The 25,454-nt window shown below is 61.4% G+C and carries 21 protein-coding genes; 11 read left to right on the forward strand and 10 right to left on the reverse strand.

Annotated features, from left to right (window positions below):
* Positions 1–165 precede the first annotated feature (165 nt).
* Both hemB and ppk1 read left to right on the forward strand, forming a co-directional pair.
* On the forward strand, positions 166–1,179 hold the full coding sequence (gene hemB, locus BLO97_RS04750) for a porphobilinogen synthase (RefSeq protein WP_063323855.1): 1,014 nt from the start codon (positions 166–168) through the stop codon (positions 1,177–1,179).
* Between the two features lie 17 nt (positions 1,180–1,196).
* On the forward strand, positions 1,197–3,413 hold the full coding sequence (gene ppk1, locus BLO97_RS04755) for a polyphosphate kinase 1 (RefSeq protein WP_063323856.1): 2,217 nt from the start codon (positions 1,197–1,199) through the stop codon (positions 3,411–3,413).
* Positions 3,414–3,606: 193 nt separating this feature from the next.
* Here the strand turns inward: ppk1 and ppx are convergent, their stop codons facing one another.
* From ppx to BLO97_RS04780, 5 genes are all read right to left on the reverse strand, one after another.
* Entirely contained in the window at positions 3,607–5,109 is a 1,503-nt protein-coding gene (gene ppx, locus BLO97_RS04760; RefSeq protein ID WP_092149189.1) for an exopolyphosphatase, read from the reverse strand.
* Between the two features lie 250 nt (positions 5,110–5,359).
* Complete coding sequence (locus BLO97_RS04765) at positions 5,360–6,094, reverse strand: amino acid ABC transporter ATP-binding protein (RefSeq protein WP_092221301.1); 735 nt, start codon at positions 6,092–6,094, stop codon at positions 5,360–5,362.
* Positions 6,081–6,731, reverse strand: coding sequence for an amino acid ABC transporter permease (locus BLO97_RS04770; protein ID WP_003206735.1), 651 nt, complete (start codon positions 6,729–6,731; stop codon positions 6,081–6,083). The genes BLO97_RS04765 and BLO97_RS04770 overlap by 14 nt, the downstream gene beginning before the upstream one ends.
* The gene (locus tag BLO97_RS04775) at positions 6,728–7,408 is read right to left on the reverse strand and encodes an amino acid ABC transporter permease (RefSeq protein ID WP_003206733.1); all 681 of its coding nucleotides are present in this window, start codon (positions 7,406–7,408) and stop codon (positions 6,728–6,730) included. Before BLO97_RS04775 ends, BLO97_RS04770 begins: the two co-directional genes overlap by 4 nt.
* Positions 7,409–7,429: 21 nt before the next feature.
* Positions 7,430–8,215: a transporter substrate-binding domain-containing protein gene (locus BLO97_RS04780; RefSeq protein WP_014340791.1), complete on the reverse strand. Its 786-nt coding sequence runs from the start codon at positions 8,213–8,215 to the stop codon at positions 7,430–7,432.
* A 254-nt stretch (positions 8,216–8,469) separates the two neighbouring features.
* Here BLO97_RS04780 and BLO97_RS04785 point away from each other — a divergent pair, with 254 nt between their 5' ends.
* The 7 genes from BLO97_RS04785 (at position 8,470) to BLO97_RS04815 (ending at position 16,696) form a co-directional block, all read left to right on the forward strand.
* Positions 8,470–9,177 carry a FadR/GntR family transcriptional regulator gene (locus BLO97_RS04785; protein WP_092149182.1) on the forward strand — a complete coding sequence of 236 codons (708 nt, stop codon included), beginning with the start codon at positions 8,470–8,472 and terminating at the stop codon, positions 9,175–9,177.
* 121 nt (positions 9,178–9,298) lie between these two features.
* Complete coding sequence (trxA, locus tag BLO97_RS04790; protein ID WP_092221303.1) at positions 9,299–9,628, forward strand: thioredoxin TrxA; 330 nt, start codon at positions 9,299–9,301, stop codon at positions 9,626–9,628.
* A gap of 241 nt (positions 9,629–9,869) precedes the next feature.
* Positions 9,870–11,129, forward strand: a complete 1,260-nt coding sequence (rho, locus tag BLO97_RS04795) for a transcription termination factor Rho (RefSeq protein ID WP_003206716.1) — start codon at positions 9,870–9,872, stop codon at positions 11,127–11,129.
* A 137-nt stretch (positions 11,130–11,266) separates the two neighbouring features.
* Complete coding sequence (locus BLO97_RS04800; RefSeq protein ID WP_092345170.1) at positions 11,267–13,222, forward strand: acyltransferase family protein; 1,956 nt, start codon at positions 11,267–11,269, stop codon at positions 13,220–13,222.
* Positions 13,223–13,301: 79 nt separating this feature from the next.
* The gene (gene ubiD / locus BLO97_RS04805; protein ID WP_063325203.1) at positions 13,302–14,768 is read left to right on the forward strand and encodes a 4-hydroxy-3-polyprenylbenzoate decarboxylase; all 1,467 of its coding nucleotides are present in this window, start codon (positions 13,302–13,304) and stop codon (positions 14,766–14,768) included.
* Positions 14,768–15,736, forward strand: a complete 969-nt coding sequence (locus tag BLO97_RS04810; RefSeq protein ID WP_092149175.1) for a CDP-6-deoxy-delta-3,4-glucoseen reductase — start codon at positions 14,768–14,770, stop codon at positions 15,734–15,736. Before ubiD ends, BLO97_RS04810 begins: the two co-directional genes overlap by 1 nt.
* A 291-nt stretch (positions 15,737–16,027) precedes the next feature.
* Complete coding sequence (locus BLO97_RS04815) at positions 16,028–16,696, forward strand: gamma-glutamylcyclotransferase (protein ID WP_092221307.1); 669 nt, start codon at positions 16,028–16,030, stop codon at positions 16,694–16,696.
* Here BLO97_RS04815 and glpT read toward each other — a convergent pair.
* Positions 16,672–18,021, reverse strand: a complete 1,350-nt coding sequence (glpT, locus tag BLO97_RS04820) for a glycerol-3-phosphate transporter (RefSeq protein WP_092221309.1) — start codon at positions 18,019–18,021, stop codon at positions 16,672–16,674. The two genes, BLO97_RS04815 and glpT, sit on opposite strands and share 25 nt — an antisense overlap.
* Before the next feature lie 339 nt (positions 18,022–18,360).
* Between glpT and BLO97_RS04825 the strand changes: the two genes are divergently transcribed.
* Positions 18,361–18,948: an energy transducer TonB gene (locus BLO97_RS04825; RefSeq protein ID WP_256571680.1), complete on the forward strand. Its 588-nt coding sequence runs from the start codon at positions 18,361–18,363 to the stop codon at positions 18,946–18,948.
* A 50-nt stretch (positions 18,949–18,998) separates the two neighbouring features.
* On the opposite strand, the gene BLO97_RS04830 is transcribed toward BLO97_RS04825, so the two are convergent.
* Positions 18,999–19,976, reverse strand: coding sequence for an NADPH:quinone oxidoreductase family protein (locus BLO97_RS04830; RefSeq protein WP_063323866.1), 978 nt, complete (start codon positions 19,974–19,976; stop codon positions 18,999–19,001).
* A 150-nt stretch (positions 19,977–20,126) separates the two neighbouring features.
* Between BLO97_RS04830 and BLO97_RS04835 the strand changes: the two genes are divergently transcribed.
* Complete coding sequence (locus BLO97_RS04835; protein WP_063325204.1) at positions 20,127–20,543, forward strand: flagellar basal body-associated protein FliL; 417 nt, start codon at positions 20,127–20,129, stop codon at positions 20,541–20,543.
* 67 nt (positions 20,544–20,610) lie between these two features.
* Here BLO97_RS04835 and BLO97_RS04840 read toward each other — a convergent pair whose 3' ends face one another.
* The 3 genes from BLO97_RS04840 to BLO97_RS04850 are packed head-to-tail and all read right to left on the reverse strand — an operon-like array spanning position 20,611 to position 25,414.
* Entirely contained in the window at positions 20,611–21,729 is a 1,119-nt protein-coding gene (locus BLO97_RS04840) for an ABC transporter permease (RefSeq protein WP_063323867.1), read from the reverse strand.
* Positions 21,729–24,452, reverse strand: a complete 2,724-nt coding sequence (gene rbbA / locus BLO97_RS04845) for a ribosome-associated ATPase/putative transporter RbbA (protein ID WP_092345172.1) — start codon at positions 24,450–24,452, stop codon at positions 21,729–21,731. Before rbbA ends, BLO97_RS04840 begins: the two co-directional genes overlap by 1 nt.
* Entirely contained in the window at positions 24,449–25,414 is a 966-nt protein-coding gene (locus tag BLO97_RS04850) for an HlyD family secretion protein (protein WP_092149160.1), read from the reverse strand. The genes rbbA and BLO97_RS04850 overlap by 4 nt, the downstream gene beginning before the upstream one ends.
* Positions 25,415–25,454 lie beyond the last annotated feature (40 nt).

Genomic DNA, 25,454 nt, shown 5'->3' on the forward strand with positions numbered 1-25,454 from the left:
CAGGCACATTCAGGAAAGTATCGAAATGTGTCTCGACGTGAACAATTCCTACAATGACAATAACTGCGACGACAGGACGCAGGTGCACATAACTGTAATGTCTTCGTCATAATGGGCGCTTATAACTGTCACGCTCGCCCGTCAGCACGGGCTCAGGAGTCTGCCGTGAGCTTTACCCCCGCCAATCGTCTGTTCCCTGCTACCCGCCTGCGTCGCAACCGTCGTGATGAGTTCTCTCGTCGGCTGGTACGTGAAAACGTGCTGACCACCAATGACCTGATCCTGCCGGTATTCGTGCTGGACGGTGAGAACCGTCGCGAAGCGGTGGCGTCGATGCCCGGGGTGGAACGCCTGACCATCGACCTGCTGCTCGAAGAGGCCGCCCACTGGGTCGAACTGGGCATTCCGGCGCTGGCGCTGTTCCCGGTCACGCCGCCGACACTCAAGTCCCTGGACGCCGCCGAAGCCTGGAACCCGGAAGGCATCGCCCAGCGCGCGACCCGCGCCTTGCGCGCGCGCTTCCCGGAGCTGGGGGTGATCACCGACGTGGCGCTGGACCCGTTCACCACCCACGGGCAGGACGGTATCCTCGATGAAGAAGGCTACGTGCAGAACGACATTACCGTCGATGCACTGGTCAGGCAGGCCCTGTCCCACGCCGAGGCCGGCGCCCAGGTCGTGGCGCCGTCGGACATGATGGACGGGCGCATCCAGGCGATCCGCGAAGCCCTCGAGGTGGCCGGTCACGTCAACGTGCGGATCATGGCCTACTCGGCCAAGTACGCCAGCGCCTATTACGGTCCGTTCCGCGACGCGGTCGGCTCGGCCCTGAACCTGGGCAAGGCCAACAAGGCCTCTTATCAGATGGACCCGGCCAACAGTCAGGAAGCCTTGCACGAAGTGGCGGCTGACTTGTCAGAAGGGGCAGACATGGTCATGGTCAAGCCTGGCATGCCCTACCTCGACATTCTTTGCCGGGTCAAAGACGAATTCAAAGTGCCGACCTTTGTTTATCAGGTCAGCGGCGAATACGCGATGCACATGGCCGCGATCCAGAACGGCTGGTTGGGCGAAGGGGTGATCCTGGAGTCCTTGACCGCTTTCAAGCGCGCAGGGGCTGATGGCATCCTGACTTACTTTGCCGTGCGCGCCGCCCAATTGTTACGAGAGCAGAAATAGCCTCCCAGGAACTTGCGATGAATACCGAAGGACTCTCCGAAGTTGCCGTAAAAGACGCTCAACCCGTGGTCGAGCAGATTGCCGAGACACCGCCGACGCTGGAGCCTGCTGCCCCAGCTGTCGTCGAGCCCGCACCGGCCCCGGCGATTGTGATTCCCAACCTGGATGACAGCAGCCTGTACATCCATCGGGAGCTGTCGCAACTGCAGTTCAACATCCGCGTGCTGGAGCAGGCGCTGGACGAGTCCTACCCGCTGCTGGAGCGGTTGAAGTTCCTGCTGATCTTTTCCAGCAACCTGGATGAGTTTTTCGAAATCCGCGTCGCCGGGCTGAAGAAGCAGATCACCTTCGCCCGTGAACAGGCCGGTGCCGACGGCCTGCAACCGCACCAGGCCCTGGCGCGCATCAGCGAGCTGGTCCACGGCCATGTGGACCGGCAATACGCGATTCTCAACGATATCCTGTTGCCGGAGCTGGAAAAGCACCAGGTGCGCTTCATCCGCCGGCGCTACTGGAACACCAAGATCAAGACCTGGGTGCGCCGCTATTTCCGCGACGAGATCGCACCGATCATCACGCCGATCGGTCTCGATCCGACGCACCCGTTCCCGCTGCTGGTCAACAAGAGCCTGAACTTCATCGTCGAGCTGGAGGGCATCGACGCCTTCGGTCGCGATTCCGGCCTGGCGATCATTCCGGCGCCACGCCTGCTGCCGCGGATCATCCGCGTGCCGGAGGACGTCGGTGGCCCTGGCGACAATTATGTGTTCCTGTCGTCGATGATCCACGCCCATGCCGATGACCTGTTCCAGGGCATGAAGGTGAAAGGTTGCTACCAGTTCCGCTTGACGCGTAACGCCGACCTCTCGGTGGACACCGAGGACGTCGAAGACCTGGCCCGCGCCCTGCGCGGCGAGCTGTTCTCCCGTCGCTACGGTGATGCGGTGCGCCTGGAGGTGGCCGATACCTGCCCGAAACACCTGTCCGATTACCTGCTCAAGCAGTTCAACCTGCATGAGACCGAGTTGTACCAGGTCAACGGCCCGGTCAACCTGACCCGACTGTTCAGCATCACCGGCCTGGACAGCCATCCGGAGCTGCAATATCTGCCGTTCACGCCGCAGATCCCGAAACTGCTGCAAAACAGCGAGAACATTTTCAGCGTGATCAGCAAGCAGGACATCCTGCTGCTGCACCCGTTCGAGTCGTTCACACCGGTGGTCGACCTGCTGCGCCAGGCCGCCAAGGATCCCCACGTCCTGGCGGTGCGCCAGACCCTGTACCGCAGCGGCGCCAACTCGGAAATCGTCGATGCCCTGGTGGACGCGGCGCGAAACGGCAAGGAAGTCACGGCAGTGATCGAATTGCGCGCGCGCTTCGACGAGGAATCCAACCTGCAACTGGCCAGCCGCCTGCAGGCGGCGGGTGCGGTGGTGATCTATGGCGTAGTCGGCTTCAAGACCCACGCCAAGATGATGCTCATCCTGCGCCGTGAAGCCGGTGAGATCGTGCGTTACGCCCACTTGGGCACCGGCAACTACCACGCTGCCAACGCCCGCCTGTACACCGACTACAGCCTGCTGACCTCTGACGATGCCTTGTGCGAAGACGTCGGCAAGCTGTTCAGCCAGTTGATCGGCATGGGCAAGACCCTGCGCATGAAGAAACTGCTGCATGCGCCGTTCACCCTGAAAAAGGGCATGCTCGACATGATCGCCCGGGAAACGCAGTTCGCCTTGGACGGCAAACCGGCCCACATCATTGCCAAGTTCAACTCGCTAACCGACCCGAAGATCATTCGTGCGTTGTACAAGGCCAGCCAGTCGGGCGTGCGCATCGACCTGGTGGTGCGTGGCATGTGCTGCCTGCGGCCGGGCATTGCGGGGGTGTCCCACAACATCCATGTACGCTCGATCATCGGGCGCTTCCTGGAGCATACGCGGGTGTTCTACTTCCTCAACGGCGGTGAGGAGCAGATGTTCCTGTCCAGTGCCGACTGGATGGAGCGCAACCTCGACAAACGGGTCGAGACCTGCTTCCCGGTGGAAGGCAAGAAGCTGATCCTGCGGGTCAAGAAGGAGCTGGAAAGCTACCTCACCGACAACACCCACAGCTGGAGCCTGCAGTCGGATGGTCGCTACATCCGCAACACCCCGACCGGCAACCAGAACCCGCGCAGTGCCCAGGCGACGTTGCTGGAGCGCTTGAGCAGCCCGGTGTTGGCGGTTCGTTAAGGTTGGGGTGATGCAGTTCTGATGGTTTAAGGATATCTGTGGCGAGGGGATTTATCCCCGCTGGGCTGCGAAGCAGCCCTGAAACCTGCGGGCCAGTTGTGTCAGGTTGATTACCTTCCAACTCTTTGGGGCCGCTTCGCGGCCCAACGGGGATAAATCCCCTCACCACAATAGATCTGGGTTGTGGCGGGGCTTAGTGAATGTTCAGCACAATCCCGACCCGGGTGAGCCAGTCGGCTTCCTGGGCGAAGTCGGCCTGGGTCAGCTGGTTTTCTTCCAGCCATCCGTCGGGGAACATCACGTCCAGTTGATCGCCGTCGGCATGCAGGGCCACCTGGGGCATTTCCTGGGTGCCACGGATGTGATGGAACAGGATCGCGAAGCGCAGCAGCACGCACAGGCGAATCAGCTTGATGCCGTCATCGCCGAACTCGGCAAACTTATCCTTGGGAATATTGCGTCGGTGGCCGCGCACCAATAGCGCGAGCATTTGCTGGTCTTCCCGGGAAAACCCCGCCAGGTCCGAATGCTCGATCAGGTAGGCGCCATGCTTGTGGTAGTGATAGTGGGCGATGTCCAGGCCCACTTCATGGACCTTGGCGGCCCAGCCCAGCAATTCGCGCCAGACTCCGTCGTTAAGGTCCCAATCGTCGGCCACCTGGTCGAAGGCATGCAGTGCCTTGCGTTCGACCCGTGCGGCCTGCTCCAGGTCGACGTGATAACGCTCCATGAGCGAGCCCAGGGTGCGCTCGCGCACGTCTTCGTGATGATGACGCCCCAGTAGGTCATACAACACGCCTTCGCGCAGGGCGCCTTCACAGTGGTCCATGCGGTGCAGTTCGAGGGCGTCGAAAATCGCCTCGAGGATCGCCAGGCCCGCGGGGAAAATCGCCCGGCGGTCGGGCTTGATGCCTTCGAAGTCGATCTTGTCGGCATCGCCGAGCTTGAACACCCGTCGCTTGAGCCAGGCCAAGCCCTCGGCATTGACCTCGCCGGTGCCATGCCCGCCGGCCTTGAGGGCCAGGCCAATGGCGCGAATGGTGCCCGAGGAGCCAATGGCTTCATCCCACGTCAGGCGGTGCAGGGCGTGCTCGATGCTCATGATCTCCAGGCGCGCCGCCGTATAGGCCTGGGCATAGCGGGCCGGGGTGATCTTGCCGTCGCGGAAATAACGCTGGGTGTAGCTCACGCAGCCCATCTGCAGGCTTTCGCGCAGCAGCGGTTCGAAGCGCTGGCCGATGATGAATTCGGTACTGCCGCCACCGATGTCCGCCACCAGGCGCTTGCCTGGGGTGTCGGCCAAGGTATGGGAAACGCCCAGATAGATCAGGCGAGCCTCTTCACGGCCGGAAATGACTTCTACCGGATGCCCGAGGATTTCTTCAGCACGGCGGATGAACTCGCCACGGTTGCGCGCCTCGCGCAGGGCGTTGGTGCCCACGATCCGCACCGCGCCCAAGGGCATACCATTGATCAGTTGGGCAAACCGCTTGAGGCAGTCAAGCCCGCGCTGGATGGATTCTTCGCTCAGCTGGCGTTCTTCGTCGATACCGGCGGCCAGTTGGACTTTCTCGCCGAGCCGCTCAAGAATGCGGATTTCCCCGTTCTGGGCCTTGGCGACGACCATGTGGAAACTGTTGGAGCCCAGGTCTATGGCGGCGATCAGGGACAGATTCTTGGCTTGGGATGGCGGCATGGTCAAAAAGTCTCGGTCGATAACCTTACCATCCTGCCACGATCGACCGCCTACGCCAACGCACCTGAACCAAACCCTTGAGCCAGAGCAGTTCCCTGTGGCGAGGGAGCTTGCTCCCGCTGGGCTGCGAAGCGGCCCCAAAGCCATTCAACGCGGTCCATCAGGAAAACTCGGCTGGCCGGTTTTACGACTGCTGCGCAGCCGAGCGTGAGCAAGCTCCCTCGCCACAAGAGCTTTTTGGCTGAGAAAATCAGGCCGGCTCGACGGTCCCGATAAAGTTCGCCAGCTCCGCCGTCTGCGGATTGGCAAACAATATCTTGGGATCCCCCACCTCATGCACCTTGCCCTGGTGCATGAACACCAGTTTGTCGCCGACCTCCCGGGCAAAACGCATTTCATGGGTGACCATGATCAGCGTCATGCCTTCCTTGGCCAACTGCCGCACCACGCTGAGCACTTCATTGACCAGCTCGGGGTCCAGGGCCGAGGTGATTTCGTCGCACAGCAGCACTTTCGGCGACATCGCCAGCGCCCGGGCGATCGCCACCCGCTGTTGCTGACCACCGGACAAGCGGTCGGGGAAGGCATCGAATTTCTCGCCAAGCCCGACCCGTTCCAGCATCTGCCGCGCCAGCACGGCCGCCTTGGCCTTGGGCACTTTTTGCACTACCTGTGGCGCCAGCATGACGTTCTCGCCGACCGTCAGGTGCGGGAACAGGTTGAACTGCTGGAACACCATCCCGACTTTCTGGCGCAGGCTGCGCAGGTCGGCGCGGGCCGCATCGAGGTATTCGCCGTCGACTTCGATCACGCCATCATTGATCGATTCCAGGCCATTGAGAGTGCGCAGCAAGGTGGATTTGCCCGAGCCGCTGCGGCCGATGATCGCCACCACCTGGCCTTCCTCGACACTCAGGTCGATGCCCTTGAGCACGTGATGATCGCCGTAGTATTTATGCAGGGCGGTAATTCTAAGCAGAGGCATGCAGTCTCCTTTCCAGGTAGCGCGCACTGAGGGACAAGGGGTAGCAGAGCAGGAAATAACCGAGGGCGACCAGGCCATAGACCATGAACGGCTCGAACGTGGCATTGGCGAGCATGCCGCCGGTCTTGGTCAGTTCGGTAAAGCCGATGATCGACGTCACGGCCGTGCCCTTGACCACTTGCACCGAAAAGCCCACGGTCGGCGCCACGGCGATGCGCAGGGCCTGGGGCAGGATGACGTAGCGCAACTGCTCCAGCGGGTTGAGGGCCAGGCTCGCCGAGGCTTCCCACTGGCCGTGGGAGATCGAGTCGACACAACCGCGCCAGATCTCCGCCAGATAGGCGCTGGTAAACAGCGTCAAGGCAATCGCCGCCGCCATCCACGGCGAAATCTCTACCCCGGCCAGGGCCACGCCGAAGAACACCAGGAACAGCTGCATCAACAGCGGTGTGCCTTGGAACAGCTCAATGTAGGTCCGGGCGATGTTGCGGGGCAGGGCGCTCTTGGAGATGCGCAACACCATGATCAGCAAACCGATCACGCCGCCACCGATAAACGCCACCAGCGACAACGCCAGGGTCCATTGCAGGCCGGTGAGCAGGTTGCGCACCACGTCCCAGAAAGTGAAATCGCTCATCGGCCGCTCCCGTTGCTGCTCTTGTACAGGCAGCGGCGGCCCACCCAGTTCAGGAACTGGCGGATCAACAGCGCCATGCACAAGTAGATGAGCGTGGTCAGCGCATAGGTTTCGAAGGCGCGGAAGTTACGTGACTGGATGAAGTTGGCGGCAAAGCTCAACTCCTCGGTGGCGATCTGCGAACACACCGCCGAGCCGAGCATCACAATGATGATCTGGCTGCTCAACGCCGGCCAGACCTTGCCCAATGCCGGCAGCAGCACAACGTGGCGGAAGGCCTCGAAGCGGCTCATCGCCAGGGCCGCGGCCGCTTCCAGTTGCCCCCGCGGGATCGCCTGGATGCCGGCGCGGATGATCTCGGTGGAATAGGCGCCGAGGTTGATCACCATCGCCAGCACCGCCGCCTGCCATTCGGAAATCTGCAGGCCCAGGGACGGCAAACCGAAGAAGATGAAAAACAGCTGCACCAGGAACGGCGTGTTGCGGATCAACTCCACGTATACGCCGAAGATCGCCGCGAACGGGCGAATGTTCCACGCCCGCACCACGGCCCCGACGATGCCTAGGCTGACCCCGAGCAACGTACCGATGGCCGTCAGTTCCAGGGTGAACAGCGCGCCGCGCAACAGCAGCTCGGTGTTTTGCACCACCGGCAGAAAATCGAACTGATAAGCCATGCTCAGCCTCTCAAGCGACGGTCAGAGATCGGCCGGCAGCGGCTGCTTGAGCCAGGTCTGGGAATTTTTCTCCAGGCTGCCATCGGTCTTGGCGGTGGCGAGGATCTGGTTGACCTTGTCCAGCAGCGCCGGCTCGTTCTTGTTCACGCCCACGTACACCGGCGAGTCCTTGAGTTTCACCTTCAGGGCCGGAACACGCTTGGGGTTGCGTTCGCTGATGGCGACCATCACCACGTTGCCACTGGCGATCAGGTCCACCTGACCGGCCAGGTAGGCGGCGATGGTCGAGTTGTTGTCTTCGAAGCGCTTGATGGTGGTGCCTTCGGGGGCGACCTTGGTCAGCTCGATGTCTTCGATGGCGCCACGGGTGACGCTGATGGTCTTGCCCTTGAGGTCGTCCAGGTTGTTGATGGCGGCGTCAGGCGGACCGAACACGGCCAGGTAGAACGGTGCGTAGGCGCTGGAGAAGTCGATGACTTTTTCCCGCTCCGGGTTCTTGCCCAGGCTGGAAATCACCAGGTCGACCTTGCCGGTGGTCAGGAAGGGGATGCGGTTGGTGCTGTTGACCGGTGTCAGTTCAAGCTTGACCTTGAGCTGGTCGGCCAGCAGTTTTGCGGTGTCGATGTCCAGGCCGCGGGGTTTCATGTCCGGGCCTACCGAACCGAATGGCGGGAAGTCCTGGGGCACGGCGACCTTGAGGGTGCCACGCTTGACCACGTCTTCCAGGCCATCGGCGTGGGCGGGTAGCTGACAGAGCATCAGGCTGGCAAACAGAGCTGTGAGCAGGGCGCTGCAACGCTGAATCATGGCGAATCTCCGCAATCGGTGATGTGATTTCTGCGTTCGGACAGAGCACAGGCCATGCCAAGGCGACTTTTCAGCGGCCCAAGCCGCGGTTTTGCTGGCGGAGGGCGGTCTTACTGGTCTGAACAGTCGCGGCGTTTTTCGCACCGTTATCGGGCGTCGGTATTTGTCGCCGAACCCTGCTGGGGCACGACTTGCCGGGCGCGGCGAATAGCTTTACAACTAGCCGCTCACTGGCCCGGTTCGTCTAAAAAATCATGAATTCCATCGCTCGCGCCGTTCCTGAAGTGGCCCTGCAAGCCATTCGCAAACTGATCGTCGATGAAGGCTTCGGCCCGGGCGATGCGCTGCCGTCGCAACGGGACCTGGCGCTGCAACTGGGGGTGAGTCGGGCGTCGTTGCGCGAGGCGCTGTCATCGTTGAGCGCCTTGGGGATGATCAGCGTGCAGCCGGGTAAAGGGGTCTTCGTGCAGGCACCGGTAGAGGCTCCACGCAGCGAATCGGCGCCGGGCTGGCCGTTCGCGGCCCAGGCCTCGCCAGTGGATATCTTCCAGTTGCGCTACGCCCTGGAGGGTTTCGCGGCGGGGTTGGCGGCGGTGACGCTCAGCGCCGATGAGCTGGACATGCTGCAAGACAATGTCGAAGCCATGCGACGGGAATTGAAGATCGGCGACTTCGACGCCGCCGCGCGGCTGGATTTCGAATTTCATCGGCGCATCCTGCTGGCCAGCGGTAATCAGGCGATGCTGAGCATTCTCACCGCCAGCGCCGAGATCTTCCTGGAAAGCCAGAAACTACCGTTCATCAGGGCGGAGCGGGCGATGGAAACGTGGCAGGAGCATCGCAAGATCCTCCGCGCCTTGGCTCGCCGCGCTTCGGGCGCTGCGCAAAAAGCCATGCAGGAACATGTACGTAACGCGGCGTTGCGTACCGGGATTGCCTTCGTCGCCCCCGTCGCTTCGTGAGTTGAGCCATACCCAAATACGTCTTTCGTCATAGCGAGACTCAATCAACTGCGGCTTCCTGAACCCCGGAAGGGCCGCTATCATGGGCCACGTTTTTTTGCTGACAACCCCGGAGATTTCCATGAGCAGCGATCTGATCAAACACGTTACCGACGATAACTTCGACGAAGAAGTACTCAAGGCGGAAGGCCCGGTACTGGTCGACTATTGGGCAGAGTGGTGCGGTCCGTGCAAAATGATCGCCCCGGTCCTGGACGAAATCGCTACCACTTATGAAGGCAAGCTGACCGTTGCCAAGCTGAACATCGACGAAAACCAGGAGACTCCGGCCAAGCACGGCGTACGCGGTATCCCGACCCTGATGCTGTTCAAGAACGGCAACGTCGAAGCCACCAAGGTCGGTGCGTTGTCGAAGTCGCAACTGGCTGCTTTCCTCGACGCCAACATCTAAGCGCCGAATGCCACTGAAAAAGCCCCGCAAATCGCGGGGCTTTTTCGTTATTCAGGGCTAGACGCTTGTAAACCCAGGTGGTACATTCGGCCCCGCACTGGTTTCTCCATTGCCCCCTGCAAGCCGTCGCCGACGCTCTCCTTTCGAATAAGTACGCGATCCTGTCGCCTTCTCCGCGGCGCGGCCTCATTAAGCCAAAAGCTTAATTTCCCCCCTCCATAAATGATTACGTCATTCCTATATGAATCTGACTGAACTCAAGCAAAAGCCGATTACCGAACTGCTCGAATTGGCCGAACAGATGGGCATAGAAAATATGGCCCGTTCGCGCAAGCAGGACGTGATTTTCTCCCTGCTCAAGAAGCACGCGAAAAGCGGCGAGGAAATCTCCGGTGATGGCGTGCTGGAGATTCTCCAGGACGGCTTCGGCTTCCTTCGCTCCGCAGACGCTTCCTATCTCGCCGGCCCGGACGATATCTACGTCTCGCCGAGCCAGATCCGTCGCTTCAACTTGCGCACCGGTGACACCATCGTTGGCAAGATCCGCCCTCCGAAGGAAGGCGAGCGTTACTTCGCCCTGCTCAAGGTCGACACGATCAACTTCGACCGTCCGGAAAACGCGAAGAACAAGATTCTCTTCGAGAACCTGACCCCGCTATTCCCGACCGTGCGCATGAAGATGGAAGCCGGCAACGGTTCCACCGAAGACCTCACCGGTCGAGTCATCGACCTGTGCGCACCCATTGGCAAAGGCCAGCGTGGCTTGATCGTGGCGCCGCCGAAAGCGGGCAAGACGATCATGCTGCAGAACATCGCGGCCAACATCGCCCGTAACAACCCTGAAGTTCATCTGATCGTGCTGCTGATCGACGAGCGTCCGGAAGAAGTGACCGAGATGCAGCGCACCGTGCGCGGCGAAGTGGTCGCCTCGACGTTCGACGAGCCGCCGACCCGCCACGTGCAGGTTGCCGAAATGGTGATCGAGAAGGCCAAGCGCCTGGTCGAACACAAGAAGGACGTGGTGATCCTGCTGGACTCCATCACTCGTCTGGCCCGTGCCTACAACACCGTCATCCCGAGCTCTGGCAAGGTGCTGACCGGTGGTGTCGATGCCCACGCGCTGGAAAAACCGAAGCGTTTCTTCGGCGCCGCGCGAAACATCGAGGAAGGCGGTTCGCTGACCATCATCGCCACCGCGCTGGTTGAAACCGGCTCGAAGATGGACGAAGTGATCTACGAGGAATTCAAGGGCACCGGCAACATGGAGCTGCCTCTGGATCGTCGTATCGCCGAGAAACGTGTCTTCCCGGCCATCAACATCAACCGTTCCGGCACACGCCGCGAAGAGTTGCTGACCGCCGATGACGAATTGCAGCGCATGTGGATCCTGCGCAAGCTGCTGCATCCGATGGATGAAGTCGCCGCCATCGAGTTCCTGGTCGACAAGCTGAAGACGACCAAGACCAACGACGAGTTCTTCCTGTCGATGAAACGCAAGTAACACCCAGCATGTTTCAAAAAAAGGACGCCCCGAACAGGGGCGCCCTTTTTTTTTCGTGGCTTTGTATCAAAAAAGACAACTTTACCAAGCCGGTAGTGTCCGTGCTTGCATCATCTTGTAAAACGACAAGGATCGTTATGCGCACGTTCGGCAGCCGCCGTGACATCGACGGTTTGAGGGCCCTGGCCGTTATTCCTGTGGTGCTGTTTCACTTCGGCTTCAGCACATTCAGTGGTGGCTTTGTCGGTGTTGACGTTTTTTTCGTCATTTCCGGTTTCTTGATAACCAGCATCCTGTTTCGCGAGATCAGTGCGCAGCGTTTCAGCTTCGTCGATTTTTGGGCGCGCCGTGCCCGGCGAATCATTCCGGCCTTGAGCGTGGTGCTGGTGGCAACGCTGGCCCTGGGCTGGTTGCTGCTGACGGCCAAGGATTTTTCGGAGCTGGGTAGGGCGGTTCGTTATCAGGCGCTGTTCATTTCCAATATCTTGTTCATGCGTGAGGACGGTTACTTCGAGCCCGCGTCGGACCTCAAGCCCTTGCTCCACACCTGGTCCCTGGCGGTTGAAGAGCAGTACTACATCTTCTTTCCGCTGTTGATGGTGTTGTTGATGCGCCACGTTCGCCATTGGCGCTGGATGCTGTTTGCCGTGCTGCTGGTTTCTTTCGGACTGAATGTCGCCTCTATCGACCGCAAGCCTGACTTCGTCTTCTTTTCGCTGCCGACTCGGGCCTGGGAATTGTTAAGCGGCGCAATGCTCGCGGTGTGGCCTGCATCGAAACAGCCGGTGAGACCATGGCTCTGTCAGCTCGCGGGTGTGGCCGGGCTGGCTGCTGTCCTGGTGGCGGTTTTCACTTTTGACAAGGCCACTCGATTTCCGGGTTGGGCCGCCTTGCTGCCGGTGCTTGGCACCACTGCGCTGATCTGGTCCGGTGCCCAGGGTTCGACCTGGGTGGCTCAGGCACTCAGTGCCAGGGTGCTCGTCTGGGTTGGCCTGCTGTCCTATTCCTTTTATCTGTGGCATTGGCCGGTCTATGTCTATGCCAATGCCATTTCGATCGACGGTATCCAGGCTTGGGAGGCGGCGGGCTGGATTCTGCTGGCGCTGGGCCTGGCCTGGTTGAGCTGGCGTTTCGTCGAGCTTCCGTTTCGTGAAAAGCGTGTGCTGGTCGCACGCAAGCCGATGCTGGCCGCCGGTTTGCTGGCGATGGTTGCCCTGGCGGTGACGGGGTCAGTGGTGCGCTCGGCCGATGGTTTTCCCCAGCGCCTTACGGGCAAGGCCCTGGAATATGCTCAGGCGCGAGAGTGGCGGGCCGGGCAAATGAAATGCATGTCAGCGAATTCGGACAAGAACCTGGACAAGGCGTGCTTGATCGGCAGGAACAAAGAGGCGCCGGCGACTCAACTGTTTTGGGGCGACAGCCATGCCGCCGCATTGTTGCCGGCGATTGAAACCGGTGCTGCCCCCGAAGGGCGCCCGGTATGGCTCTACAGCTTGAGCGGTTGCCCGCCGATCCTGAGCGACGCCCCCCGACAGCGATGCAAGGACTTTAACGAACGGACCATGGATCAGGTTCGTCGCCTGCAGATCAGCGACGTGGTGCTCGCGTCCAACTGGAGTCTTTACGTCTACGGTCGTGAGAACGGTGATAAAGAGTTGTTGCTCAACCCTCGCGACAATACCGCCGAGGCCGAAACACGTCTGGCCGCGGCGCTCAAGGCGCGAGTGGCAGCGATAAGGGCAGCAGGCGCGCAAGTCTGGTTGTTCAAGGAGGTACCGTTGCAGCACAAGGGCGTTGTCAGCCGGTTGGTGAGCCTGGCCCGGGTCGGGCGTTCGACCGAGGGCTTGGGGCGCCCGCTTCAGGAGCACTTGTCCCGCCAGCGTTTCCTGAGTGGGTTGTTCGACTCGATGAGCGCCGCCGACCCCGGCGTGCATGTCATCGACCCTACCCCGCTGATGTGTGCGGGCCAAGTCTGCAGCATCGTGGTTGGTGGGTATATGCAATACAAGGACGAGGATCATCTGTCTGACATCGGCAGTGCCCGGCTGAGCCCATTGTTTGCGCCGGTGCTGGTGGGTACAACCGACAATTGATCGCTGCTGCGCACGCACGGGCTGCTGTTTGGGCGTTAGAGCAGGTAGGATGTACGCCTATTTTCGGGGTGGCATCTCAATGAAATTCAAGGATCTTCGGGATTTCGTGCAGCAACTGGAGCAGCGCGGCGAGTTGAAACGCATCCAGATTCCCATCTCTCCAGTGCTGGAGATGACGGAGGTCTGCGACCGCACGCTTCGGGCCAAAGGCCCGGCGTTGTTGTTCGAAAACCCCACGGGCTACGACATTCCGGTGCTGGGCAACCTGTTCGGCACGCCGGAGCGCGTGGCTCTGGGCATGGGCGCCGAAGCGGTCAGCGAACTGCGCGAAATCGGCAAGCTGCTGGCGTTCCTCAAGGAACCCGAGCCGCCGAAAGGCCTGAAGGACGCTTGGTCCAAGCTGCCGATTTTCCGCAAGATCATTTCCATGGCGCCGAAAGTCGTCAAGGACGCTATCTGTCAGGAAGTGGTGATCGAGGGCGACGATGTCGACCTGGCCATGCTCCCTGTGCAGACCTGCTGGCCGGGCGACGTAGGACCACTGATCACCTGGGGCCTGACCGTCACCAAGGGCCCGAACAAGGATCGCCAGAACCTGGGCATCTATCGTCAGCAGGTAATTGGTCGCAACAAGGTCATCATGCGCTGGCTGAGCCATCGGGGCGGAGCACTGGACTACCGTGAGTGGTGTGAAAAACACCCCGGCCAGCCATTCCCGGTGTCGGTGGCCCTGGGTGCGGACCCGGCGACCATCCTCGGCGCGGTCACGCCCGTGCCCGACAGCCTTTCCGAATATGCGTTCGCCGGCCTGTTGCGCGGCAACCGCACCGAACTGGTGAAGTGCCGCGGCAACGACCTGCAAGTGCCGGCCACCGCCGAGATCATCCTTGAAGGGGTGATCCATCCTGGCGAAATGGCCGATGAAGGGCCGTACGGCGACCACACCGGTTACTACAACGAAGTCGACAGCTTCCCGGTGTTTACCGTCGAGCGCATCACCCATCGGATCAAGCCGATTTACCACAGCACCTATACTGGCCGTCCGCCCGATGAGCCGGCCATTCTCGGCGTGGCGCTGAACGAAGTGTTCGTGCCCATCCTGCAAAAGCAGTTTCCGGAAATCACCGATTTCTATTTGCCCCCGGAAGGCTGTTCGTATCGCATGGCCGTGGTGACCATGAAGAAGTCGTATCCGGGGCACGCCAAGCGGGTGATGCTCGGTGTCTGGTCGTTTTTGCGACAGTTCATGTACACCAAGTTCGTTATCGTCACCGACGACGATATCAACGCACGGGACTGGAACGACGTGATCTGGGCCATTACCACGCGCATGGACCCCAAGCGCGACACGGTGATGATCGAGAATACGCCGATCGACTACCTCGACTTCGCCTCGCCAGTGTCCGGCCTGGGGTCGAAAATGGGGCTCGATGCCACGCATAAATGGCCCGGTGAAACCACTCGTGAGTGGGGCCGGGTTATCGTCAAGGATGAAGCCGTTACCCAACGGATCGATGCCATCTGGAATCAGTTAGGAATAGATTGATGCGTGTAACCTTGCAGCCTTCCGGGGCGGTGCTGGAGATCCGGCCCGCCGAGCGGATTCTCGATGGCGCGCGGCGCCTGGGCTATGAATGCCCGCAAAGTTGCCGCAACGGCAACTGCCACGTCTGCGGCGCGTTGTTGGTGGAGGGCCGTGTGGAACAGGCGGGCGAGGTGCGCGATCACGGTGAGATCTTCACCTGCATCGCCGAGCCGCTGGAGGACTGCGTGGTGTTGTGGGATGGCGTGCTGTCGCCGGGTGAGCTACCGGTACGCAACCTGGCGTGCCAGGTGGTCGAGTGCGCCGACGTGGGGGGCGATGTCTGGCGAGTGCGCCTGCGTGCGCCGGCCGGCAAGCCGCCGCGCTATCACGCCGGGCAGTACCTGATGATCGAACGGGAAAACGGCGAAAAATCGGCCTTCTCCCTGGCCTCGGCGCCGCATTCGGGGCGCGAGCTGCAATTGCACGTGTTGGTGCGCGAAAGCAGTGCACAAGCCCTGCTGGAGCAACTGCGGCGCAACCCCAGCGTGCGTATCGAGATGCCTTTTGGCGACACGCATTTGTCCGAACTGCCCGACGGCCCGTTGGTACTGATCGCCGCCGGAACCGGCATGGCGCAGATGCACAGCCTGATCGAGCATTGCCGGGCGGCGGGTTTCAAGCACCCGGTGCACCTGTATTGGGGCGTGCGGCGGCCGGAAGATTTCTATGAAATCGAGCACTGGGACGAATGGAAAAAACTGCCGAACCTGTTCCTGCACAAAGTCGTCAGCGACTTGTGCGGCTGGGAAGGGCGCTGCGGCATGCTCCATGAAGCGGTATGCGAGGACATCAGCGATCTATCCGGCGTGCACGTCTACGCCAGCGGCTCGCCGGCCATGATCTACGCCACGCTCGATGCACTGGTCGAAGCCGGAATGGACGCCCATCAAATGCGTGCGGATGTCTTCGCCTATGCGCCGCGTACTTAAAAACTCACCCGAATCCCGTGGCGAGGGAGCTTGCTCCCGCTCGGTTGCGCAGCGACCGCAAGTTTTTTAGGGCTGCTTCGCAGCCCAGCGGGAGCAAGCTCCCTCGCCACGGGTCATATATCGCCCGATATACCTATTCGATATTTAACCCATGAGCCAGATGCCGCTATGGTATATGCCAGCGCCCCGAGCATTCATGGCATCTAATTTGCCTTGGTTCTGCCAAGCGTCAGTGTCATGACGGCGCACCATCCAGCTTGATGAATTGCGAGGAGCCCTACGCTATCGGCCATGACCGCTATCGAATCCGCCATTACCTGTGCCTTGTACCCGCCAAGGCTCGACCTGGGCCCGCAACTGACCCGTGAGCAATTGCTCGCCTCGATGCAATTGACCATGAGTCTCCACCAGGGCGGTCCGGTCTGGCTGTTCGCATACGGTTCATTGATCTGGCGGCCCGAATGCACGGCGGTGGAGCGGATGCGCGGCCGGGTCCATGGTTACCATCGCGGTTTGTACCTGTGGTCCCACGAGCATCGCGGTACACCGGAGTTGCCGGGGCTGGTGTTCGGGCTGGATCACGGCGGCTCGTGCAGCGGTTTCGCCTACCGATTGCCGGAGGAGAATCTCGAGGATTCGCTGTTTGCCCTGTGGCAACGCGAGATGCCGGTCCCGTCCTATCGCCCGCATTGGCTCAGTTGCCGTCTCGAGGATGGCAGCCGGGTGCAAGCCTTGGGGTTTGTACTGGAGCGACACCTGCCCAGCTATGCCGGCAACCTGCCGGACCATGTGCTGAGCCAGGTATTTGAAAGCGCCTGTGGGCGTTATGGCACCACTCGCGATTATGTCGAGCAGACCATCCACGCCCTGCGCAGCCACGCCATGCCAGACCGGAATCTGGAGGCGCGGCTCAAGCGCTGTAAATCAGCGCTGGATCAGGCGACCGCTTCGCGGCTCTGACTGGCGATTTGCTTGTGCCACAGGGTTGGCGCGAGGAAGGCCATCGCCAGCAGGCAAGCACCGATCAACAACACAAAACCGCCGTCCCAGCCAAAATGGTCCACGGTATAACCCATGGCGGCACTGGCCGCGACCGAACCACCCAGGTAACCAAACAAGCCGGTGAAGCCTGCGGCGGTACCGGCGGCTTTTTTCGGGGCCAGTTCCAGTGCCTGCAAACCGATCAGCATCACCGGGCCGTAGATCAGGAAACCGATGGAAACCAGGGCGATCATGTCGACGGTCGGGTTGCCGGCCGGGTTCAGCCAGTACACCAGCGTCGCTACGGTCACCAGGGCCATGAACACCATGCCGGTCAGGCCACGGTTGCCACGGAAGATCTTGTCCGACATCCAGCCGCACAGCAGCGTGCCGGGAATGCCCGCCCACTCGTAGAAGAAATAGGCCCAGGAGCTCTTGTCCACAGTGAAGCCCTTGGCTTCCTTGAGGTAGGTCGGCGCCCAGTCCAGCACGCCGTAGCGCAGCAGGTAGACAAACACGTTGGCCATGGCGATGTACCAGAGCATTTTGTTGCGCAGCACGTATTTGACGAAGATTTCCTTGGCGCTGAATTCGTTCTCGTGACTGGCGTCGTAGCCTTCCGGGTAGTCGTTCTTGTATTTCTCGATCGGCGGCAGGCCCACCGATTGTGGGGTATCGCGCATGGTCACGAAGGCGAACACTGCAACGGCAAGCGCTACTGCAGCCGGCACATAGAATGCCGCGTGCCAGTCATTGAACCAGCCCATCCCCAGCAGGAACAACGGGCCGATCAGGCCGCCGCCGACGTTGTGCGCCACGTTCCACACCGACACCACGCCGCCGCGTTCTTTCTGCGACCACCAATGCACCATGGTCCGTCCGCTGGGTGGCCAGCCCATGCCCTGGGCCCAGCCGTTGATGAACAGCAGGATGAACATCATGGTCACGCTTGACGTTGCCCAAGGCGCGAAACCGAACACGAACATCACCCCCGCCGAGACCAGCAAGCCGAAGGGCAGGAAGTAACGTGGGTTGGACCGGTCGGACACCAGGCCCATCAGGAACTTCGACAGCCCATAGGCGATGGCGATGGCCGACATGGCCAGGCCCAACTGACCACGGGTGTAACCTTCGTCGATCAGGTACGGCACGGCCAGGGAGAAGTTCTTGCGCAACAGGTAATAGCCGGCGTAGCCAATGAAGATCCCGGCGAAGATCTGCCAGCGCAGGCGTCGGTAGGTGCTGTCTATTTTTTCTTCAGGCAGGGACGCCTGATGAGCGGCAGGGCGAAAGAAAGCAAACATTCAAGGGCTCCAGGTTCTTGTTATGACTGCGGATGCGAATGTTACAGTTTCGTTACCGAAAATATCATTGGTTCTTATCGTTTAAACAGCGAAATTTTTCTGATCGAATGTTCTTAAACGAACATGTCGCTCAGGTATTGGCGAAAGCTGTTGTAGGAAATGTCGCCACAGGCTTTTTTCATGCGGTGCATCGGTGGCTAGGGGGCAGGACAGTGGGAAAGGTCCTTCACCCAAATGGGAAGTCTCGCTATTTAGCCCCAGGGCCGCGCCCTCTACCCTCTATGTCTTTGCCAGGTCTGGCATTCAGGTGAGGGGTAGGGCATGAGGTGGTGTGTCGTGATGCTGTTGTTGTGCTTGTCCGCTACGAGCGGGGCGACGGATGTGTTGTTGGTGCCCGAGCACAATCCCAAGCCGGACTACCCGACGGCCCTGCACCGGAAGGGCGTCATGGGTGTGGTCCGGGTCGGCTTCACGGTGCATGCCGATGGTCGTGTCGATGAAGTCGCGATCCTGCGCAGCGATCATCCGGATTTCGCCGAGGCCGCACGGAAGGCCGTGAGGCAATGGCGCTTCAGGCCGTGGACGGTGGACCACGAGCATCCGGCGCAGACGCACGTCGTAGCGCCCTTCGAGTTCCGCCTGGATGGCTTGCCACTGGATGCCAACAAGTGGATCAAGACCTGGAAATGCTCGGTCATCAATTCGCATGCCAGGGGACAGCCGTGGGTAGAGGATTTACTCCCGTTCCGTTACACCCGCAGTTACTTGTCCAATGTGTTTTTTGTGAAACAGCTGCCGGATGTGGAGCGTTTGGCCTTGATCGCCCGGTTCAACAGGCTCCTGCCTACGATCGTGCAGCGTTGCGGGAGTTTTCCTGCGGCACGGTATGTGCGGATGCTGCCGCAGGAGATTCGCGAGTTGCTTTAGTGCGGCTCAATAGCGGTCCGGCGCTTGAGGTCCTGACCGCTTTGACGCATTCAACGCACCTGCACAACCACCTTCCCCACCGCCTTGCGCTGCCCCAGGTCATTGATCGCCTGCGCCGCATTGCTCAGCGGGTACACCTGCGACACCAGCGGCTTGAGCTTGCCTTCGGCGAACCAACCGAACAATTGCTGGAAGTTGGCGGCGTTGTCCTGGGGCTGGCGCTGGGCGAAGGAGCCCCAGAACACGCCCACCACGGCGGCGCCCTTGAGCAGGGCCAGGTTCACCGGTAACTCGGGGATGCGTCCGCTGGCAAAGCCCACCACCAGCAACCGGCCGTTCCAGGCGATGGCGCGGATGGCCTGGTCGAACAGGTCGCCACCCACCGGATCGTAGATCACATCGGCGCCCTGGCCGTCGGTGAGGCGCTTGATTTCATCCTTCAGGCTGGTTTCGTTGTAGTTGATCAATTCGTCGGCGCCGGCCGCCTTCGCCACGGCGAGTTTTTCGGCGCTACTGGCAGCCGCGATTACCCGGGCGCCCATGGCCTTGCCGATCTCCACCGCCGCCAGGCCGACACCACCGGATGCGCCGAGCACCAGCAGGGTTTCGCCGGCTTGCAGGTTGGCCCGTTGCTTGAGGGCATGCATTGAGGTGCCATACGTCATGCTGAAGGCGGCCGCGGTGTTGAAGTCCATGGACGCAGGGATCGGCAACACGTTGTAGCCAGGTACCGCCACCTGTTCGGCAAAGCTGCCCCAGCCAGTCAGCGCCATCACCCGGTCGCCGACCTTCAAGTGGCTGACTTTCTCTCCCACGTCGCTGACGACGCCCGCCGCTTCGCCGCCGGGGGAGAACGGGAAGGGTGGCTTGAATTGGTATTTGCCCTCGATGATCAGCGTGTCAGGGAAGTTCACCCCGGCGGCATGCACGTCCAGCAGCACTTCGTTCTTCTTGGCGATGGGGCTGGCGACGTCTTCCAGCACCAGCGATTCGGCGGGGCCGAATTCTTTGCACAGCACGGCTTTCATCAGGGCTATTCCTTTGGGAGTGATGGCCGATAAGTGTAGGTGTGAGAGACAACGGGTCAACGAGCATGCCCTGCCCTGATAGCCGGCCATAAGCTTGTGCTTGAACGGCGGGGCGGTATGCTGGGCCGCAAACCGGATGAGGAATCAATTGTGAAAGCGTGGATCATGTTGATGCTGGCCCTGTCGTTGCCTGTGGCAGCGATGGCCGAAGAGGGCAAGGAAGCGAAGGAGGGTGAGGCGCCGAAGGTCAGCTACATCACCCTCAGCCCGCCCTTTGTCGGCAACTATGGGCTCGACGGTTCGGCGAAGTTGAGGGTCTACAAGGCCGATGTGGCCCTGCGCGTGACAGGAGATGCCGCAGCAGCGGCGGTCAAGGCCAATGAGCCGTTGATTCGCAACCAGTTGGTGGCGCTGTTCGCCCAGCAGACCACCGAGACCATGAACAACCTTGAGGCCAAGGAAAAGCTGCGTCAGGAAGCGTTGAAGCAGACCCAGCAGGTGATGAACGACGAAACCGGCAAGCCGATGGTCGATGACCTGTTGTTCAACAACCTGATCATTCAGTAAACCGGCTCGATCGCAGCCTTTGGCAGTGCCCGGATCTCCTGGCGCTGCCCAAGGCTGCTTTTTTTCGTCAAGACGCCAGGCTCTTCCGAAACCGGGCCAGGGCGATTGCAAAGAACAAAAGTCCGATGGCCGCCAGTGCCAGCAGGTCCGGCCAGATCACCCCAGGGCCGGCATCTCGGAACAGGATCGCCGCGCTGAGGCTGACGTAATGCGTCGAGGGCGAGCCTTGCATCACCCATTGCAACCATTGCGGCATGCTGTCCAGCGGTGTACTGCCGCCCGACAACAGCAGCATCGGAATGATAACCGGGATCGCCAGCAGGCCGAATTGCGGCGTCGAACGGGCGAGGGTGGCGAGGAAGATGCCCAGTGAGGTGCTGGCGAACAGGTAGAGTGCGGTCACCAGCAGGAAGAGCACCATGGAGCCGGCGAGTGGAACCCCCAAGGCGAACTTGACGATGATTTCCAGCGATGCCCAGGTGCACAGCACCACCACCAGCAGGTTGCTCCAGATTTTCGCCAGCATGATTTCCAGTGCCGTCAGCGGCAGCACCAGCAAGTGGTCGAGGGTGCCGTGCTCGCGCTCGCGCAGCAGCGCGGTCCCCGTCAGGATGATGGCCAGGATCGTGATGTTGTTGACGATCTGGATCACCGCCAGGAACCAGCCACCTTCCAGATTGGTATTGAACAGCGAACGCGTGGTCAGCCTCACGGGCGTTGCTTCGCTCGTTTGTGCCTGGCCGGCGTAGGTGGTCAGTTCCTGTTGGAAAATCCGTCCGATGTAGCCGGCGCCCATGAACGCCTGGCTCATGGCCGTGGCGTCGACGTTGAGTTGCAGCGTCGGTTCGCGCCCTGCGAGCAGGTCGGCCTGGAAGTTGGCGGGCACGTTGATGACAAAGGTGTAGCGGCCACTGTCCATGACCTTGTCCAGTTCGGCATAGGGCAAGGCCACTGGGTTCTGGAACTCCGGCGGTTGCAGGAGCTGGGCCAATTGGCGCGAAAGATGGCTCTGGTCTTCGTCCACTATTGCAACACTGGCGTTGTGGACGCCGATTACCGAACCTGCGGCCGGCATGTAGATCGCCACGGTGAAGGCGTAGCCCAAAAACAGCAGCAGAACGGAGTCGTACCGCAGGCTGGTCAGTTCCTTGAGCCCCAGACGCCAGATATGTGAAAGCGTGTGCATCAGGCCTCCTGCTTTTTCAGCATGATCAGGCTGAGCCCGGTGAAACCCAGGAAAAAACCGCCCAGCGCCAGGCATTGCGGCCATAGCTGGCGCAGATCCAGGGCCTTGGTGAAGGTGCCGACGGCGATATCCAGGAAGTAACCGGCGGGAAACAACTGGCCCATCACCGCAGCGGCACCCTCCAGGGACGAACGCGGCACGATCAACCCCGAAAACTGGATGGTCGGCAGGCTGGTGATAATCATGGTGCCGAGGATCGCCGCGATCTGGGTGCGGGTGAACGCCGAGATCAGCAGCCCCATGCTGGTGGTCGCCAGTACATAGAGCAGGCCGCCGATCGCTAGCGTCAGGCCGCTGCCCTTGAACGGCACACCGAACAGCCAGCGGTTCATCGCTGTCAGCAGGGCGAGGTTGATCAGGCTGACCGCCAGGTAGGGCACTTGTTTGCCGAGCAGGAACTCCAGTCGGGTCAGCGGCGTGGCGTAGAAGTTGGTGATCGAGCCCAGCTCCTTCTCCCGCACGATGCCCAGCGCCGTCAACATGGCCGGAATGAACGCCAGGATCAGCGCCATGACCCCAGGACCGATGGCGTTGACGCTGACCACGTCCTGGTTGTAACGAAAGCGCGTTTCCAGCGTTGCGCCGGGTTGTCGATTGGGCGCACGGCTGCTGAGTTCAGCCAGTTGCTCAAGGTTGGCCTGGTGCACCGCCTGGACGTAGTTGCGACTGGTCTCGGCTCGAAACGGTATGCCGCCATCCAGCCAGGCGCCCACCGTCGGTTGGCGGCCGGCGTAAAGGTCACGCCCGAAACCGGGGGGGATTTCCAGGGCCAGCTTGATCTCCGAGCGCTGCAAGCGTCGATGCAGCTCCTTCGCGTCGCTGATGATCGGTTGCTCTTCGAAGTAGCGCGAGCTACGGAACGCTTCCAGGTAGGCACGGCTTTGCGGGCTCTGATCCTGGTCATACGCGGCGAAGGCCAGTTTCTCCACATCGAGGGAAATACCGAAGCCGAAGACCACCATCATGAACAAGGCGCCCAGCAAGGCGAATGCCATCCGCACCTTGTCGCGCAGCAGCTCCTTGCCTTCCCGGCTGGCGACGGCCCACAGGCGACCGAGGCTCAGGCCGCGCCGGTCCCGGGGGGCGTCGGCACTGTCGAGGGGCACGGGGGCGGCGTCTTGCTGCGTCTCGCCCTGGGCTTTCTCCAGGCAGGTGACGAACGCGGCTTCCAGCGTCTGGCCGTTGAACTGCGCCTGCAAGGCTGCCGGCGTGTCACAAGCCAGGACCTTGCCGGCGTGCATCAGCGAAATACGATCGCAGCGCTGGGCCTCGTTCATGAAGTGCGTGGAAAGAAAAATCGTCACGTCCTGTTCGCGAGACAGCTCGATCAGCAGTCGCCAGAAATCATCCCGCGCAGCCGGGTCGACACCCGAGGTCGGTTCATCGAGGATCAGCACTTCCGGGCGATGCAACACCGCCACCGCCAGGGACAAACGCTGGCGCAGGCCCAGTGGCAGGGCGCCGGAAGGCTGGTCCGCCAGCGCTTGGAGATTGAAGCGCTGAATCAGTTCGTCGATGCGCTGGCGACTGTCCGTCGTGGGCAGGTCGAAGAGTTTGGCGTGCAGTTCCAGGTTCTGGCGCGCACTCAGTTCGCCGTACAGCGAAAAGCTCTGGGACATGAAACCCACCCGCTTGCGGGTGGCGAGATCCTTGGCGTTGACCGGGTTGCCCAGGAGCCGGGCACTGCCTTCGCTGGCGGGGATCAGCCCGGTCAGCACCTTCATGGTGGTGGTCTTGCCGCAGCCGTTGGAACCCAGGAACCCAAAGATTTCACCGCGACCAATCGCGAAACTGACCTTGTCGACGGCGGTGAAATCACCGAAGCGCAAGGTGAGGTCGTGGGCTTCGATGGCAATGTCGGCGGTGTTGGCGCTCCTGGGGGGGATCACCAGCGGCTCGACATCGCGGCCGCTGTCGCCCTGGAAATGGGTGAAGGCCGAATCGAGCTTGCCGTCTGGCGTGACTGTAGCCAGCTCGGCACTCAAACCCTTGGCGATCAAGCGACCGTTGTCGAGCATCAGGCAATGCTCGAATTGTTCGGCCTCTTCCATGTACGCGGTGGCGACCAGGAGGGTCAGTTGCGGGCGTTGCCGACGCACGTCTTCTATCAGTTCCCAGAAGCGACGCCGGGACAGCGGGTCCACGCCGGTGGTGGGTTCGTCGAGAATCAGCAGGTCCGGTTCATGGATCAGTGCGCAACACAGGCCGAGCTTCTGTTTCATGCCGCCGGACAGTTTGCCCGCCGGGCGATCGGCAAAACGCTGCAGATCGGTGGCCAGCAGCAATGTGCCCATGCGCTGTTCGCAGTCTGCCCGGGATAACCCGAACAGCGTGCCGAAGAAGCGAATGTTCTCGCGTATCGACAGGTCCGGGTAAAGGTTGCCCCCCAACCCTTGGGGCATGAAGGCAATGCGTCGGTAGAGGGTGTTGCGATGGCGTCGGTCGTCGATCGAGGCGCCGAGTACGTCCAGTTGGCCGTGCTGGAGTTTCTTCACCCCGGCAATCAGCCCCAGCAGGCTCGACTTGCCGGCACCGTCCGGGCCGATCAGGCCGCAGCGAGTGCCGGCGGGCAGGCTGAAGGCGATATCGCTCAGCGCCACCTGCTGGCCGTAGCGGTGTTCCAGGCCCGAGGCACGCAATGCCTCGCCGGCGGGGGCGCTCATTGCAAGTTGGCCGGCCAGTCGATGGGGGCGGTGCGTACATAGCCGGCGCCTGGCATGCCGGGTTTGGCCTGGGGCACTTCGCCGGGGCGGGTCAGGCGTACTTTGACGCGGAACACCAGTTTCTGGCGCTCATCACGGGTTTCGACTTCTTTCGGGGTGAACTGGGATTTGGCCGCGACGAAACTGACCTTGGCGGGTAGAGGTCGCTCGGGCAGGGCGTCGAGCAACAGTCGCGCTTCATCGCCCACCGCCAGTTTCCCCGCCACCGACGCCGGCAGGTAGAGGTTCATGTATTGGTCGTTCGGATCGATCATCAGCAACACTCGACCGCCGGCGCCCAGCACTTCACCTGGCTCGGCCAGGCGCAACTGGATCACGCCGTCGAGCGGTGCCCGCAACGTGCTGTCATCTATTTCACTGGTGAGTTGGGCCACTTGGGCCAGGGTCGCGCCGATGGCCGCATTCGCCGCCGATACCTGGGCCCGGGCGGCGTTGACCGCGGCGTTGGCGGTGTCGACGCGGGCTTGCTGCTGGTCGATGACCTGGCCGCTGGCGTAACCGCGCTTGAACAGTTCCTGGGTCCGCTTCAGCTCCTGGTGAGCGAGCAATTGTTCGCTCTGGCGCAACTGCACGTTGGCTTCGGTGGCGGCAAGGTTCTGCCGGGCCCGAGCGACTTCGGCCTCGGCCTGGTTGCGCTGGGCCTCCAGGGTGCGGGTGTCCATGCGTGCCAGCACCTGGCCCTTGATGACGTTGTCGCCTTCGTCGACCTGAACTTCGGCCAGGCGTCCGGGGGTCTTGCTGGCGATCTGGACCTCGGTGGCCTCAAGGCGACCGTTGCCCATGCTCAAGCCTTCCGGCAGGCGATCGTGGCGCGATTTCCAATAGCCGAAACCGCCGGCGGCCAGCAAAACAGTCATCAAGGCGAGGGCAAAAAAGCGAGAAGTACGATGGTTTGTCGACATGTCCGGCATCCTGCGGCTATAGCATTGAAGTCTGCCTGAT

This window comes from Pseudomonas sp. NFACC05-1, from assembly GCF_900100135.1.
GTDB classification, from domain to species: Bacteria; Pseudomonadota; Gammaproteobacteria; order Pseudomonadales; family Pseudomonadaceae; genus Aquipseudomonas; species Aquipseudomonas fluorescens_Q.